A 15906-nucleotide genomic window follows, 5' to 3' on the forward strand; every position below is an offset into this window, starting at 1 on the left:
GATGAATTACGCAATCATACTATCGGGGGGAATCGGAACGAGAATGCAGATGGGGGATTTTCCGAAGCAGTATCTGGAAGTGGAAAAGAAACCGATTCTGCTGTATACGCTGGAGCAGTTTCAGAAAAGCAGTGCCGTTGAGAAAATCGTCATCGTGGCGGCAGATGCCTGGAGAGAGAAGATCCGCGGATGGATGGAAGAAGACGGGATTACGAAATTTCTCGCCTTTGCGGATGCCGGGGATACGCGGCAGGAATCCATTCATAATGGCCTTACCGTCTGCATGGAGGATTCCGTATCGGAGAACGACGGTGTGATCATCCACGACGGCGTGCGGCCTCTGGTGAGCGGACAGCTGATTGGCGACTGCCTTGCGGCGCTTGCCGATCATGAGGGCTGTATGCCGGTGCTGCCGATGAAGGACACGATCTATCAGAGCAGCGACGGAACGAAAATTGACCATCTGCTGGAGCGCAGCACGCTGTTTGCCGGTCAGGCGCCGGAAGCCTTCCGGCTGCATCCGTACGCGAAGATCAACCGGGAAGCATCGAAAGAGGAGCTGTCCCTCACAAGGGGAACGAGTGAAATTGCCTACCGCCATGGAATGGATGTGGCGATGATCCCAGGGGATGAGCGGAACTTTAAGATTACAACAAGGAGCGACCTGGAGCGTTTCTGTACGATTGTGGAAGGAGAAACGAAATGAGAGCATACGAGCTGCATGGAGTCAATGATTTAAGAAGGGAAGACATCGAAAAACCGGAAATCCCATCCGGCTGGGTTCTGGTGCAGGTAAAGGCATCAGGAATCTGCAGCTCCGATATTCCGCGGATTTTCACAAACGGAACATACCATTTTCCAACGATTCCGGGTCACGAGTTTTCAGGCGTGGTTGCCGCATACGGCGAGGGTGTGCCGGAAGAGCGAGTTGGAAAACGGGTCGGCATTTTCCCGCTGATCCCATGCCGCACCTGCCCGCAGTGCCGGCAGAAAAAATATGAGATGTGCGAACACTACGATTACCTCGGCTCGCGCCGGGACGGCGGCTTTGCGGAATACGTGGCCGTGCCGGACTGGAACCTGATGGAGCTGCCGGAAAACGTCAGCTTCCGCGAGGCAGCAATGCTGGAGCCGCTCTCTGTGGCGCTTCATGCGGTGAAACGAAGCGGTGTGAAGCCGGGCGATACCGCAGCAGTGATCGGAACGGGCATGATCGGTTTTGCAGCGGCAGCGTGGGCGAAAGCGCTCGGCGCCGAAACCGTTTTTGTGATTGGACGGGGCGAAGCAAAACGTGCGATCGCAGAACAGATCCCGGGCATCTCATATGTGACGGAAGAGGAGAGTAAAGCGATTCAGGCGGATGTTGTAGTAGAAGCGGTCGGAACGCCGCAGGCCGTTTCCGGTGCAGTTCTTCTTGCAAGACCGGGCGGAAGCATCGTGCTGATGGGAAATCCATCGGGCGATCTTGCGATGGAAAAGAACGTGTACTGGCGCATCCTGCGCAAACAGCTGAACCTGATGGGAACGTGGAATTCTTCTTATGAAAAAGATGAAGCCTGCGACTGGACGGAGGCACTCGATGCGCTTTCGAAGAAGAAAATCCCGGCACAGGCGCTGATCACGCACTGTTTCCCGTCCGAAAAGCTGATGGACGGACTGGAACTGATGAAAAATCATAAAGAGCCATACTGCAAAGTAATGGTTTCATGGGAGTAGAAAAATATGAGAAAAAGTCAGATATCGGCATCCATGATGTGCTCAAACCTTGTGGATCTGCAGGCGACGATCGATGTATTTGAAAAAGAAAAAGTCGAATATCTCCATATTGATGTGATGGACGGCGAGTTCGTTCCGAACTTCGGCCTTGGCGTCGACTACATCCGCGGACTGCGGGAACTGACGAGTATTCCGCTCGATCTTCATCTGATGATTAAAGACCCGGAGTACAAGCTGCCGTGGATCGGCATTTACAAAGAGGACATCGTGACAATTCATTATGAGAGCACTTTCCAGGTGCAGCGCGCGCTCGATTACCTCGTGCCGTACGGCTGCAAGCGGTTCCTCGCGATCAACCCGGCGACACCGATCGGGCAGATCGAGGAAGTGCTTGATTATATCGACGGCGTCAATCTTCTGATGGTGAATCCGGGCTTTGCCGGACAGAAAATTGTGCCGAGTACGCTGCGCAAGGCGGAAAAGCTGCAGAAATTTCTGCAGGAGATGCACCGGGAGGACATCATTTTAGAAGTGGACGGAAACATTACGAAGGAGCACGGCGCGACGCTGCGTTCCTTTGGAGCCAGCATTTTTGTGGCGGGAACTTCGAGCATTTTCTGCACCAATGTATCGCACTTCGGAGAAAAAATCCGGGAATTCCGGAAAGCAGTGGAATAAGAAAAAGAACTGCCTTCCCGGGATGCACGGTTTGAAAAACAGACGAATACTGTAAAGTGAGAAATGACGGAGCGTGTCATATGGTAGAATTGCTTCTGCTTGCTGCGGCGCTCTCAGCCGATAACTTTGCAGTAAGCATCGGATATGGAAGCAGCAATACGAGAATTTCACCCGGCATGACGGCGCTGCTGAATCTGTTTTGCAGTGCTGCCCTGGTTGCTTCCGCGCAGTTTGGAAAAAGATTTCTGCAGTCCGCAGGACCGGAATGGGGAACCAGAGTGGGTGCGGGCTGCTTTTTTCTTATGGGAACGCTGAAAATTTTCGAAGAACTGAGAAAACGCAGAAGAAAAAAGCAGGGAAAACCAGAAGCAAGACTGGAACATCTGGAAAAACAGCTCCACCCACTGGAATTTGGCCTGCTGGCGGTTTCGATGTCGGTGGATGGAATTGTCTCCGGCGTCTTTGCCGCGGATCTTCCGGTGACAGGAGGACAGATCTTTTTTGCCTCCTTCGCGGTCGGAATGGCGGCGATGTATGCCGGAACTGCCATCGGAAAAAAGACGGGGCAGAAAAACGGCGGAAACGGAGCACTGTTCGGAGGAATTCTGTTCTATTTACTGGCGTTTTTAAAGCTCACATAGAATTACATGTAAGAAAGAAAAACCAGCAGATCCCGGCGTAAAATTGACAAGCCCGTGCAGATATGCTATAAAAGTAGGAGGTTTGCTGCTGGAAAATTTAAAAAACAGATGCAGCAGACAAAGTAAGAGAGGAAAATACATGATTTCAGTAGTAATCCCTTCGTACAACGGTGCAGAAACACTGTTTCAGGCAATCGACTCAGTCCTTTGCCAGACAACAAAAACCCCGCTGGAAATCCTGGTGATCGACGACCATTCCACGGACGATACGATGGAAAAGATGGGGCGTTACGGAGAAAATGACCGGGTACGGTATATCCGGAATGAGACAAACAAAGGAGCATCCGCATCCAGAAACCGCGGTGTACAGCTCGCAAAGGGCGATTACATTGCCTTTCTGGACGCGGATGATTACTGGGATCCCGAAAAACTGGAAAAGCAGGAAAAAGCCCTTGCAAAGACCGGTGATGTGCTCTGCTGTACGGGTCGGGAGCTGATTTACGATCAGGAACCGGAAAAGCAGAAGATTTTTTCTGTCCCGGAGCGGATCACCTACAAAATGCTACTGCGCGGCAACGTGATCGGCTGCTCGTCGGTACTGGCCAAAAGAAGCGTTCTGCTGGAATTCCCGATGGAAAAGGACGAGTGCCACGAGGATTATCTGGACTGGCTGCGGATCCTGAAAAAATACGGGACAGCCTGCGGTGTGGATGAGCCTTTGCTGAAATACCGGCTGTCCAGCACAGGAAAATCGGGGAATAAACTGCATTCTGCAGGAATGACTTACCGTGTTTACCGCGAGCTGGGAATGGGAACGTTCCGCTCCCTGTACTGTTTTGCGTGCTATGCCGTAAACGGTGTGCGGAAGTATTACGGTAAGGGCAAAAAGAGAGGAAGAGATTGATGAACTATAAAAACAGGGAACAGTACAAACATCTGATGCGTGTCCTGGCGGTCGCGGCGATTGTGCTTCTGGAATGCGCTGTTTTTTCTGTGTTCTGGGACAGATACTATGCGAGCCACCTGTGGCTGGAGCCGTTCTGGGATAAGGGAAATCAGATTATCGTCGTGATCTACGGCATTTTTCTTCTGGTTTTCATGTACATTTACGGCGGCATGAAGATCGGCTACATGAAGGGAAGCAGCATCATCTATTCCCAGATGATGACGGCATTCTGTGCCAATGCGCTGATGTATCTGCAGATTATCCTGCTGTGGCGCCACCTGCCGTACATTCTGCCGATGGTCGGCATGACACTCGTGGACTTTGCGCTGGCAGGCATTGTATCCTGGCTTTTTGAGAAGACGTTTGCGCGTCTCTTTCCGCCAAGAGAGGTGCTTCTGATTTACGGTGAATACCCGATGGAAAGCCTGGAGCTGAAGATGAACCAGCGGCCGGACAAGTATATTGTAGCACATAAGGTGAGCGTGGAAGTGGGAGAGAAAGAGCTCTGCCGCCAGATTGACGCATACGGTCAGGAGGGCGTGATCCTGGGCGATCTTCATTCGGAGCTGCGCAACCGTCTGCTGAAATATTGCTATGCGAAAGAAATCCGTGTCTATCTGACGCCGAAGCTGTCGGATATTATGGTACGGAAAGCGGAAGCGCTCCATATTTTCGATACACCGCTTCTGCTCGCGCGAAACAGTGGTCTTTCGTTTGATCAGAGATTCTGCAAGCGCCTGCTGGATCTGCTCGTATCGACGATTCTTCTTGTGATCACGTCGCCGATTATGCTGATCGCAGCGCTCTGCATCAAGCTGTATGACCATGGCCCAGTGTTCTTTAAACAGAAACGTCTCACGATCGGCGGAAAAAAATTCTATGTCTACAAATTCCGAAGCATGATCGTGGATGCCGAAAAAGACGGCGTAGCCCGTCTGGCAACGAAGAACGACAGCCGCATTACGCCGGTCGGAAAGGTGATCCGCGCGACGAGAATTGATGAGCTGCCGCAGCTTCTGAACATTTTCAAGGGCGATATGAGCGTCGTCGGACCGCGCCCGGAGCGGCCGGAGATTGCAAAGGAATATGAGGAATCGATTCCGGAGTTTGCTTACCGTCTGAAAGTAAAGGCAGGCCTTACCGGCTACGCCCAGATTTACGGAAAGTACAACACGACCGCATACGACAAGTTGAAGCTGGATCTGATGTACATAGAGAGCTATTCGATTTTAGAGGATCTGAAGCTGATTCTTGCAACCTTTAAGATTGTCTTCACAAAGGAGAGCACAGAAGGGCTCGAGGAAGGACAGACGATCAGCCTGAACGCGAAGGAAGAGGAGAAAAAAGATGTTTAATACCGAGGACGAAATTCTGCGCCGGCTGCAGGAAAAAAATCTGGAAATGGCCGTTATGTTTTACCACTGGTGCCAGAGAAATCATCTGACCTGTTATCTCTGCGGCGGCGGCTGTATCGGTGCAATCCGCCACGGCGGCTTTATTCCGTGGGACGATGATCTCGACTTTTTCATGCCGCGGAAAGATTACGAGAAGTTCCTGAAAATCTGGGATACGCAGGAGGAGAGTAAAATCTACAAGCTCGAGTACCCGAAAGAGGGCTTCTGCAATGCGCACACGTTTGCGAACATCCGCGACAGCCGCACCACGCAGGTGAAAAAGGAGCAGGTCGATATGGATCTCTGCCACGGCGTTGCGCTTGATATTCTCCCGATCGAGGGCTATGCACCGGGAAACCTTGCGCGGAAATGGCAGGTGATCGAGGGAAAGATTTTCCAGCTCTTCTGCACGCAGGTTATTCCGACCAAAGAACGCCACGGCGCGTTTATGCATTACCTGGGAACGATTCTGCTGGCGCTGGCTCCGACGCAGAAGATGCGGTACCGGATCTGGAAGCAGGCAGAGAACTATATTACAAAATTTGATATCGACAGCCCACGGGTGGACGGCATCACCGAGATGTGCGCACCGCAGGCGATTCTCCGGAAATATCCGAAAAAGATTTTTGCATCGGCGATTGAGGTTCCGTTCGAGAATGAGTGCCTGCCGATTCCGGTCGGATATGACACATATCTGCGCATGGCGTTCGGCAATTATATGAAACTGCCGCCGAAAGAACAGCAGAAAGGGCACCACGATGCGGCGTTTCTGGATCTCGATCATCCGTATGAGCAGTATAAGGGGATACACTACTGCTGTAAGAAATAAAGAAAGAGGATAAAACAATGCCGGAAATTTCAATCATTACCCCGGTGTATCAGGCAGAAAAATTTTTAAAAAAATGTGTGGATTCCATTCTCTCCCAGTCTTTTACGGACTGGGAGCTGCTTCTTGTAGATGATGGAAGCACCGACAAGAGCAGTGAAATCTGCCGGACATACGCAGAACAGGATGCGCGGATCCGTTATCACCAAAAAGAGAACGGCGGCGTCAGTTCGGCGCGGAATGCGGGCGTTGCGCTTGCAGAGGGGCGTTATATCACGTTTGTGGACAGCGACGATTTCGCAGCGGAGGATCTTCTGGAAACACTGTATCGTCTGGCGGAAAAATATGATGCCGAAATGAGTATCTGCCGCGGATACGATCTCTATGAAGGAAGGCCGGTGCCGGATCTGAAACAGGAGGGAATCGAATCTGTGACCGACAGCGAGGAGGGACTGCGCCAGGTGATGAAGGCGCGCGTGTTCGGCGTGATGCCGTGGGGCAAGCTGTATCGGAGAGAGATTTTCGAGGGCGTTGTCTATCCGGAGAAAACAATCGCCGAGGATGCATACGTCATCGTTCCGTTAATGGAGCACTGCCGGAAGGTGGCCTTTTCCACAGCACAGAAATACTATTATGTGCACCGGCGCGAAAGCCTCACGACAAGCGGTTTTCGCTGGTCAGATCTGGGTTCGGTGGAAGTATGGGATCATAATCAGAATGTCGTGGAAGAACGCCACCCGGCGCTGAAAAAAGAAGCAGGTGTGCGCTGCTGCTGGGCGCGGTTTTTCGTGCTGGACAAGCTGATGCTGTTGGAAACCATGGACGCGGAGAAAAAGGCGCTTGCGAAGAGGCTGGCAAAAGAGCTTAAAAAGCATCCGCTTCTGGTACTGGAAGGCGATCACTTCACGAATGGGCGGAAAATCGCCTATCTGACCCTGTTTCTGGGAACCGGAATTTACCGGCAGTGCGTTCGTGCACTGTTCAGGAAAAGAAATTTATAAAAAATGCGGCAGAAACGAATGAGATTTTCGTTTCTGCCGCATTTTTATATGGATTTTTCTAGCTTTCTTTTTCGGAAAGCAGAACACCGTTTTTATCAAACACATACGTTGTTCCGTCAATTTTTTTCGTCCCGGTGACGCATCCGCCCCAGCTCTGGAAATAATATGTTTTTCCATCAATTTCTGCCCAGCCGGTCTGCATGGAAGCATCATCGTTGAAGTAATACCAGTTGTTTTTATAATAGAACCACTGCGATTTTCTCGCACCGCCCCAGCTGTAGGTAAAGTACCAGACACCGTCCCGGATCACCCATTGGTTTGCCGGCATGACGCCGTTTTCATCAACAAAATAAAGATTGTTATCATACGTAAAGGCTTCATCCGTTTTCCGTGTACAGTCCTCATTAATATAATAGTATTTATTCTGAAGCAGCAGCCAGCCTTCGTGTGCGGCACCGCCCCAGCTTCTGAGATAATAATAGTTTCCATCCCATTTCAGCCACTGGTTCTGATACATTTTTCCGCTCTTATTTACAAAGTAGAGATTGTTGTCATACAGGAAACTTTCGTTCTGCTTCAGGGAACCGTCCGCATTCATAAAATACCAGGCGCCATCGATCTGATACCAGCCATTGGTTACGCAGGAATATTTCTGTACATAATACCAGGCACCGTCATGGTACAGCCAGGTGCTGCCGGAAATACCGCCCCAGGAAAGAAATTTGACGCGGTAACCGTTTAAGGTAAGTGTCGTATTGCGTGCGGCACCTCCCCATGTGTAAAAATAGTACATCGTTTTGGTCTCCGGATCAGCGTGCCATCCGGACGAATACATAATACCGGTATCCTTGGCGAGATAGTACCAGTTGTTGCTGATAAACTGCCATCCGGTCTGCATCTCACCGCTGCCGGAAAAATAATAGTAATCTCCATCAAGCAGAAGCCAGCCTGTTGCCATAACGCCGTCCGCGCCGAGGTAATACGTTTTGTGGTCGAGGGTGAGCCAGCCGGTATACGGTGTTTCATCATCGTTGTAGTAATACCATTTTCCATCCCGTTTTACCCAGCCGATGACGTGGCGTTCGTTTGTGATCACGCCGTTTTCATCGGAGGTATATTCGATGCCCGTTTCTGTGTCGCGCCAGGAAGTGGAGCATACGAGAAGATGGCTGCTGTCTGCATAATATTTCTGTCCGCCGCGGGTGAAAAATCCGCTGTACGGGATGCCGTCATGATAAGCAACGAGCTTGGAAGAACGGCCGCGGTAAATTTCATAGGTATCATCCACGTTGGAAGTGACCGCGGAACCGGAAAAGTCAGCAATGACTGCCGGAAGATCGCCGGAATATTCTGTCGTGGAAAATACGCGCAGCCCCAGAGAGGTCAGGGTCTCGACGGTATCGTTATCCATAATACGGAAGTCACCGGTCTGGATAAAATATTCCGGGTTGACGGCAGCAAGATAGTCTGCATCGACAGCATTCGGATATCCGTGATGATTGGAAGTCATCAGATCAATGCTGTACAGCCCGTAGTTCGAAACAATCCGGCTGGCATCGCCCTCGACGTCGTCGATATCGCTCGTCAGAAAAGCGCGGTGGTCGTTTGCGGAGGCAATTACACCAAGACAGAACTGGTTGGCGTCCTCTTTTGGACTTGTGAGATAATCTTCCTCGTAGTTGACAATCTGGATCTGGAAATTTCCAAAAGCAAAATCAGGAGATCCTTCTTCTGCGGAGGCGGCACCGGGATTCAGATGCTGGATCAGGGTCACGCCTTCAGTCTCTTCTGCAGCAGTAAGAAGCTGGTCGTAGACATAAAGATTGTCCCAGAGACGCGCAGTATTATAGATATAACTGTCATCATACGGGAGCAGATAAACCCGGTCGGGGGAATACAGCCGCACGATGGTATCGCCGGTTCCAATATGGTCGCTGTGCGGATGTGTTGCAACATAAAACTGCAGATTATCGGAGGTGACACCGAGGGAGTCCAGGTAGGAGAGTACCTCATCGTCGTAGCCGGTCGACGTTGTGATGCCGCTGCGCAGCGGATAACGCGGATCAGATCCGTCAGGGTAATCCCAGTCCTCGCCGGAGTCTACCATGCCGAAAATTTTCTGGCCATTATCGTCTACACTTTCCAGAACGATGGCATTGGAGCCGCTGCCGAGTGTCAGAATGTGAATTTTTGCTGTAGTATCAGCCGCATGTGTGTTTTCCGGGGTGAGAAAAAGAAAAGCAGCGGCAAGGGATGCAGCGCCGATGGAAAACACGGATCTGCGGGTATGCCGGGAAAAAGGCATATCAATGGCTCCTTTCGTAACATATATCATTAAAACAAAAAGTAAAACAGCCGGGTGGAAAATAAGCGCTCAACATCACAATTATACAAAATTTCAGGGAAAAGTCAATGTTTATTAGAATTTCGATTACTTGACGCAGACAGGGCATCATGTTAGAATGAGTGGGATTGGGAATGTAAGGAAAAGAAAGGAACCAAACATGATTACCTTATTAAAAATGCCGGCACTGTTTCTGGGAATGCTCGCAGTGTTCTGCTGCCTGGGTTCTTTTTTTATCAGAGAAAACAGGTATGAGAGCGGACATCTGGGTGAAACTGTGCTGTTTGGCTTTATTGCATATTACTTCTTATTTGAACTGATTTCTGTGCCGATGATGGTGCTCGGTGCAAAGCTGCATCTGCTCGCATGGGTATGGGCTGCTGTTGTGGCTGTCCTTGTAATTGCTTCCATCTGTCTTCATCTGGGAATGTGGAGAGAGTGGGGAAAAAGAAGCGGCGGTTTCTGGAGAGGAAAGACGGCGGCTTTTTATATGATGCTGGTGCTGATTGGAATCCAGCTGTATTTTGTTGCTGCACTGCAGGAAAACGGCAGTGCGGATGCAGCGTATTATGTGGGAAGTGTGACAACGAACCTTGCGACAGATTCCATCAGCAGCTTTGACCCATATACAGGAAAAGCACTGGATTTTTTTAACATCCGTTATGTGTTCAGCATGTATCCGGCAGCAAATGCAGTACTGTGCCGTTTAACGGGCCTTCATCCGCTCGTAGTGACGAAGGTGATTCTCTGTATGATGACGGTAGTTTTAAGTTATCTCGTCTATGCACAGATCGGAAAGGCGCTGTTAAAAGAAAAACAGATGGTATGGGTGCTCCTGTGCTTTATTAGTGTTGTGAATCTGAATTTTCATACGATCTTTTCGAATGCGTCGTTCCTGCTGACGAGGGGATACGAGGGAAAGGCCGTATTGTGCAATATCATCCTCCCGTTTCTGTTTTATCTTGGCCTGCGCATGTATCAGGAGAAAAACGGAAAGAGAGTCTGGCTGCTGTTTTTCATGACAGGCGTCGCTGCGATTGATCTTACGATGTCATCCATGATGACCGTACCGGTGGCCATGAGTGCTGTGATTCTGCCGAATCTTGTGCGGAAAAAACGCTGGGGACAGAGCGGGCTCTATCTGCTTGCTGTGCTGCCGTGTGTGCTGGTGCTTGGGGTCTATCTCCTTGGTGTGCGCGGTATCCTGCAGATTCCGGTTGTGCGGTAGAAAGGAGAAAATGTGGGCGGAATAAATCTGAATGAGAGCGGCCTCGATTTTGTGAGACAGGTCTTTGTGACGTTTGGAGGAAACACAACCGTACTGACGCTGTTTCTGCTGTCGGTGCTGTATCTCGCTTTAAAAGGAAAAAAGGAAGAGCGGTATGTGTTCGTAACAACCGCTGTTTTTCTGGCCTTTACGGTATACAATCCATTTGCGGTGAAATATATCCTGGGAAAACTTGGAATGGTCAATGTCTATTACCGGTTTTTCTGGATTCTGCCGATGGTACTGACCATCGGATATGCCTGCACGAAAGTTGTGGGCGGGCAGAAAAAAGGCTGGAGACGGTATCTGACCGCGGCTGCGCTGGCAGCGGTCATCTGTTTTGGCGGAAATTCCGTACTGGCTGGCGGACTGCCGAAGCTGCCGGATAACCAGTACAAGATGCCAGATGATCTTCTGGCCGTCTGTACGGTGCTGCACGAAGAAGCGGGAGAGGGAACCGTAAGAGTTGTCTTTGAACCGGATTTCAACCTGATCGTGCGGCAGTATGATGCTTCGTTTGAACTGGTTCTGGACCGCGATATGGTTCTGACCTATCAGGGCTCCAATACGGTATCAACCGATGCACTGACCGAGCAGGAAATTGAAGACGAAACAAAGATCCTTCAGATTATCACACAGATGGATCTGTCGCTGGATCAGAAAGAATTTTACAGAAGTCTTAGGGAAATGAATGCAGAGTATATTGTACTTTCGAGCAGTTCAGCGGCAGTATCCTATGTGGAAACAGCGGGGTGCATCCCGGTAAGAGAAGTAGAAGGGCATATCATTTTCCGCGTGGAAGAAAAGTAAGAAGGAGGACTTGTTTTTGAATAAGGCAAAAAATTATATTCAGCTGCACCTGAATATCCTGCTGTTTTCTCTGACGAGTGTGTTCTCGAAAGCAGCATCGGTTCAGCTGAACCGGGGAGGAATCAAAAATCCTCTATTATATGTATTTTTATTTCTGATGGTTGCAAACTGTGGCATTTACGCTATTGCATGGCAGAAGGTAATCAAAAAATTCTCTTTGTCAACCGCATATGCAAACCGCAGCGTCTATCTGATCTGGTCCCAGATCTGGGCCGTGCTCATTTTTCATGAAAATCTGACGGTAAAAAATATCATCGGCCTTCTGATTGTGCTGGTGGGAGTTATGGTGGTGCAGCGATATGAATAAATATATGATTTTAATGCTGATCTGTACAATGTTTTCAGCAGTATCACAGATTCTGCTGAAACAAAGCGCCAACGAGGAGCATGCATCTGCACTTCGCGAGTATCTGAACTGGCGCGTGATTGTGGCGTATCTGATTTTTGGCAGTGTACTTCTTTTAAATACGTATGCCTACACACAGGTAGATTTGAAATACGGTCCGGTGTTGGATACCTTTACGTACGTCTTTGTCCTGCTGCTTTCCTTTGGCGTTTTGAAAGAAAAGGTATCAAAAGGAAAGCTGATTGGGAATCTGATTATTATCCTGGGAGTACTGGTGTATACATTGCCGTAAAATGTTCCGATGATGGAAAGAAAGCGATATCAGCTAAGCAGTCCTTGTCCTTTGAAATAGGGGGTCTGCGTACAACAAACGAACGGCTTTTGATTATGAATAAGAAAAAAATAGATTATCGTTTTAAGATATTATATGCTGTGGCGATTCTGATGGTTGTTGCGGGACATTGTGATGGTGGTGGAATTTCTTTGGACTTTGCGCAATGGTTTCCGTATGAGGGAATCCATCTGGCGCTGTTTACTTTTTGTTCAGGATATTTTTTTAAAGATGCAGCACTGAAACGACCGGGGAGATATGTCTGTAAAAAGCTTCGTACCCTGATACTTCCAATGTATGGGTATACGATTGCGTATGGGCTGCTTGTCAGGTTATTACATCGGTGGGGCTTTCAAATCGGTGGAAAATTTAATTTGCACAATATTCTGATTTCACCTTTAAACGATGGGCATCAGTTTGTCCTTAATATGGCCGGCTGGTATATTGTGCCCTTGTTTATGGTAGAAATATTAAATTGTATGATTCGGGCATTTTTTAAGCGAAAAGGATGGCAGATACCGGAATGGATATTTTTTGCAGGGGCAGTACTTATTGGAATGGGCGGCAATTTTTTGGCGATTATGGAATATCGCACCAGCTGGTGGCTGACAGTGGTCAGAATTCTGTATTTTGCTCCGTTTTATGCAATGGGTATTTTTTATAAAAAGATACTGGAGAAATATGTGGACAGGATTCCATCTGTAGTGTATTTTGCGATTGTGTTTGCTGCAAAACTTATGATTTTTCTTCATTATAAAACTAGGTTGGCTTATACGCCAGCGTGGTGCAATGACTTTAATCAAGGACCGGTCATGCCAATTATTATTGGTTTTTTGGGAATTGCACTTTGGATGCGGATTGCAACGATAATGGAACCAGTATTTGGAAGAAAAAAGTGGATTAATCTTCTTGCAGACAACACATTTTCGATTATGGAAAATCAGTTTTTGGGTTTTTTACTTGTAAAAGTTGCTTTCGGAACAATTGCGAATGGCACAAAGCTGTTTTTGAAGTTTGACTGGTCAAGATGTAAAAGTGATATTTGGTGGTATTATATGCCGAAGGACGTAGAACAGACAAAAATTCTGTATTTATTAGCAGCGATTTTTGTTGCCTTACTGATCCAGTGGATCCTTACACAGGTGAAAAAAATGGGAAAAAACATATTTTTGTACGTAAGACAATAGTTAAGCGTATACTGCTTTAAATATTTTGCAAAATAAAAATCCCGCAGAAAAAGAAATGAAAACTTTTTCTGCGGGATTTTATTTTATATTGCATAGATCTGAATCGTTATCAAATTTTTATTGATAATCGATAGGAGACAGGTTGTGAGGATCATCTTCCGCAGAAGAGCCTAGATGTCTGATGGTTTTGGAATTATCCTCATTTTCAGAGAAATCGTCCTCATCTATTCCAGAAGAAGAACTTTCGACTGTGGAATCCAAATCGTTTTCTGTAAAAGAAGAAGCGGAGGAAATGTCACTTACCGAAGTGGAGTCGGGTGTTTCCTCTTCCAATTCAGGATTTGTATCGCAAGGACCCTCGATGAGATGGTAATCCGACTCGGAAAAATGATACCATTTCCCATCCTCAAGCTTTTGCCAGCCGGAAACCGCGTGGCCGTCCTTATCAATAAAATAAGACTGCTTACCGTCAGCCCAGAGCTGATGTGGATTGTAAGTTACCCATTCGTTATTGGCAAATCGATCTTCTTCCTTAATATAAAATTTCTGATATTCGCCATCGCCGACCCAGACGGGGGTAAGATCAGCATCAAGTTCATCGAAGAATCGGGAGCCCATAGAGAGCTGGCGATTCAGTTCATCGAAGCCAAGTTCTTCGGCAAGTGTAGGCTTGTCTGAAAAAAGATTCGTACCAAGTCCAAGACGGTCACCGTCAATGACAGCTCCAAGGCTTGCGAGAGTAGTTGGGAACATATCCATCGTGGTGAAAATCCGATTTTTTTCATGAACCGGAAGAATGGGTGAATTTAAAATAGCGTTATAAGTAGAACGTTGATAATCTTCATCGATGTTTTCACAAAAATCAGAGTCCATGGTCAGATGATCACCGGAAAGAATTATAGTCGTGTTTTCATAAAAAGGCTGTTCCTTGATCCAGTCTATAAACTCACTGACACGGGAACTGGAGCAGTCAATCACCATACCGTAGTGGTCATCTCCGTACTGCTTTTCATCACACTCGTCACATTTGTAGCCGTCCTCGAAGTGGGTGGCAACAGTCAGCATACTGAAGTTGAACGGTTCGTCATTCTTGGAAATCTCCGTCAGTTTATCTTTTGCATACTCAAACAGTTTGGCATCTTCATAGCCCCACCACTGGTAGTAGCCTTCCGGGATCAGTCCCTCGCTGATCGCCCAGTAGTAATCGTCAATTTCATAATCACCGTGCGAAGTGAAGTAATTCTTCCGTCCGCCGAATGCGGCATCGGAACCCATCATAAAGTACTGTTTGTAGCCGGCTTCATTGAGAACGTCGCCAAGTGTTGAAAGCTGCGGAAAAAAGCTGTCCTGATAAGCCATCTCATTGCCTTGAATCGAAAGCTTCAGCGGAAGACCGGAAGTCTGTGCAAAGAGACCGCCCATGGTCCAGGTGGTTCCGGTTGTCGGATAAGCGCCGCCCAGCTTGTCGGAGTTGGAAAAATTGATATTGTCCAGGGCAAGATTAGTCAGGGCGGGAATAAAATTGTGGTCGTAAGCACCGCCGTCTTTTTTATCAGAATAGGTGCTTTCCATTGATTCCAGATAAATATAGATCAGATTCCGTTTCTTTTCCGGGAATGTAATCGTTGTCTGGGACGGATTGACGTAATTATCTTCGATCAAAGTGCTGTAGCTGTTCTGAATGTGCAGGTAAGTATCGATATCCAGCGTCGTCCAGACATTATAAAGAGAATAGGAAGAAAGAGCGATTCCCAGGGCAATGCAGATGCAACCGAGAATGATTTCCACTTTCTTCCGATGGCGCAGGATAATAAAAAGCGCGATCAGAATAGCAAGAACGGCAAAAGAGATCATGCCGCAGGACCAGACGTAACTCCAGAGCACATCCTTGCTGGTACCCTCAAGGGGTGCCTTTAAGTGATAAACAAGTTCTTCCATATCAAGATGCGCCCAGGTCGCGAGCATCCAGCGGGAAGACGTAAAAAGAAGGATCCCAAGGAATCCTAACAGAACGGAAAGAATGGAAAAAAGTATCTTTCCAACATGCTGTACTTTTTTGCGAGACACAGTAAATAACCTCCAGTTTTCTTTAGTGTTTTATAATAGGTAACAAACAGGTAGCGTTAGGTATAAAATATAACTGGGAACTTACGATATTATAACAGAAACTTTACGAAAAAAATAGTATTTTCTTAAAAAATACGAGTGGAAAATGAAAATCCGGGAATTTACATAAAAAGCGGCGGGGCGGGCGTGAAAATGGGTTCTTGAGTTTCTCAGAAAAGAATGGTATAATAGCAAAGATTGTAGACACAAAAGAGGTCAAAAAAAGATCTGTTCACATTTTTGTGGAGAAGAG

The 15906-nt window shown here is 47.9% G+C and carries 15 protein-coding genes; 13 read left to right on the forward strand and 2 right to left on the reverse strand.

What is annotated here, in order from left to right:
- The first annotated feature begins 1 nt into the window (after position 1).
- The 8 genes from DXD92_RS05180 to DXD92_RS05215 all read left to right on the forward strand — a co-directional run bounded on the left by DXD92_RS05180 (position 2) and on the right by DXD92_RS05215 (position 7202).
- A complete protein-coding gene (locus tag DXD92_RS05180) occupies positions 2-706 on the forward strand; it encodes an IspD/TarI family cytidylyltransferase (protein WP_118640226.1) in 705 nt (234 codons plus the stop codon).
- Entirely contained in the window at positions 703-1716 is a 1014-nt protein-coding gene (locus DXD92_RS05185) for a galactitol-1-phosphate 5-dehydrogenase (RefSeq protein WP_118595170.1), read from the forward strand. The genes DXD92_RS05180 and DXD92_RS05185 overlap by 4 nt, the downstream gene beginning before the upstream one ends.
- Before the next feature lie 6 nt (positions 1717-1722).
- The gene (locus DXD92_RS05190) at positions 1723-2394 is read left to right on the forward strand and encodes a ribulose-phosphate 3-epimerase (protein WP_118595171.1); all 672 of its coding nucleotides are present in this window, start codon (positions 1723-1725) and stop codon (positions 2392-2394) included.
- Between the two features lie 80 nt (positions 2395-2474).
- A complete protein-coding gene (locus tag DXD92_RS05195) occupies positions 2475-3035 on the forward strand; it encodes a manganese efflux pump (protein WP_055219426.1) in 561 nt (186 codons plus the stop codon).
- A 139-nt stretch (positions 3036-3174) separates the two neighbouring features.
- Positions 3175-3939 (forward strand): glycosyltransferase family 2 protein, encoded by a 765-nt coding sequence (locus DXD92_RS05200; RefSeq protein ID WP_117804423.1) that lies wholly within the window; start codon positions 3175-3177, stop codon positions 3937-3939.
- The gene (locus DXD92_RS05205; RefSeq protein WP_118595172.1) at positions 3939-5336 is read left to right on the forward strand and encodes a sugar transferase; all 1398 of its coding nucleotides are present in this window, start codon (positions 3939-3941) and stop codon (positions 5334-5336) included. The genes DXD92_RS05200 and DXD92_RS05205 overlap by 1 nt, the downstream gene beginning before the upstream one ends.
- Positions 5329-6204: a LicD family protein gene (locus DXD92_RS05210; protein ID WP_118595173.1), complete on the forward strand. Its 876-nt coding sequence runs from the start codon at positions 5329-5331 to the stop codon at positions 6202-6204. The genes DXD92_RS05205 and DXD92_RS05210 overlap by 8 nt, the downstream gene beginning before the upstream one ends.
- A 17-nt stretch (positions 6205-6221) precedes the next feature.
- Positions 6222-7202: a glycosyltransferase family 2 protein gene (locus DXD92_RS05215; RefSeq protein WP_055219419.1), complete on the forward strand. Its 981-nt coding sequence runs from the start codon at positions 6222-6224 to the stop codon at positions 7200-7202.
- A 58-nt stretch (positions 7203-7260) separates the two neighbouring features.
- Here the strand turns inward: DXD92_RS05215 and DXD92_RS05220 are convergent, their stop codons facing one another.
- Positions 7261-9507 carry a hypothetical protein gene (locus tag DXD92_RS05220; protein WP_158581769.1) on the reverse strand — a complete coding sequence of 749 codons (2247 nt, stop codon included), beginning with the start codon at positions 9505-9507 and terminating at the stop codon, positions 7261-7263.
- Positions 9508-9706: 199 nt separating this feature from the next.
- Between DXD92_RS05220 and DXD92_RS05225 the strand changes: the two genes are divergently transcribed.
- The 5 genes from DXD92_RS05225 (at position 9707) to DXD92_RS05245 (ending at position 13547) form a co-directional block, all read left to right on the forward strand.
- A complete protein-coding gene (locus tag DXD92_RS05225; protein ID WP_118640228.1) occupies positions 9707-10774 on the forward strand; it encodes a DUF6077 domain-containing protein in 1068 nt (355 codons plus the stop codon).
- A gap of 12 nt (positions 10775-10786) precedes the next feature.
- On the forward strand, positions 10787-11623 hold the full coding sequence (locus DXD92_RS05230) for a hypothetical protein (RefSeq protein WP_055227571.1): 837 nt from the start codon (positions 10787-10789) through the stop codon (positions 11621-11623).
- Between the two features lie 16 nt (positions 11624-11639).
- Positions 11640-11990: an EamA family transporter gene (locus DXD92_RS05235; protein ID WP_118600534.1), complete on the forward strand. Its 351-nt coding sequence runs from the start codon at positions 11640-11642 to the stop codon at positions 11988-11990.
- Positions 11983-12321: an EamA family transporter gene (locus tag DXD92_RS05240; RefSeq protein WP_022462983.1), complete on the forward strand. Its 339-nt coding sequence runs from the start codon at positions 11983-11985 to the stop codon at positions 12319-12321. The genes DXD92_RS05235 and DXD92_RS05240 overlap by 8 nt, the downstream gene beginning before the upstream one ends.
- 95 nt (positions 12322-12416) lie before the next feature.
- Positions 12417-13547: an acyltransferase family protein gene (locus DXD92_RS05245; protein WP_055227568.1), complete on the forward strand. Its 1131-nt coding sequence runs from the start codon at positions 12417-12419 to the stop codon at positions 13545-13547.
- Between the two features lie 117 nt (positions 13548-13664).
- Here DXD92_RS05245 and DXD92_RS05250 read toward each other — a convergent pair whose 3' ends face one another.
- Positions 13665-15614 (reverse strand): sulfatase-like hydrolase/transferase, encoded by a 1950-nt coding sequence (locus tag DXD92_RS05250; protein ID WP_243001857.1) that lies wholly within the window; start codon positions 15612-15614, stop codon positions 13665-13667.
- Positions 15615-15906 lie beyond the last annotated feature (292 nt).

The sequence above is a fragment of the Blautia sp. TM10-2 genome, from assembly GCF_003480845.1.
Lineage (GTDB): Bacteria > Bacillota > Clostridia > Lachnospirales > Lachnospiraceae > Fusicatenibacter > Fusicatenibacter saccharivorans.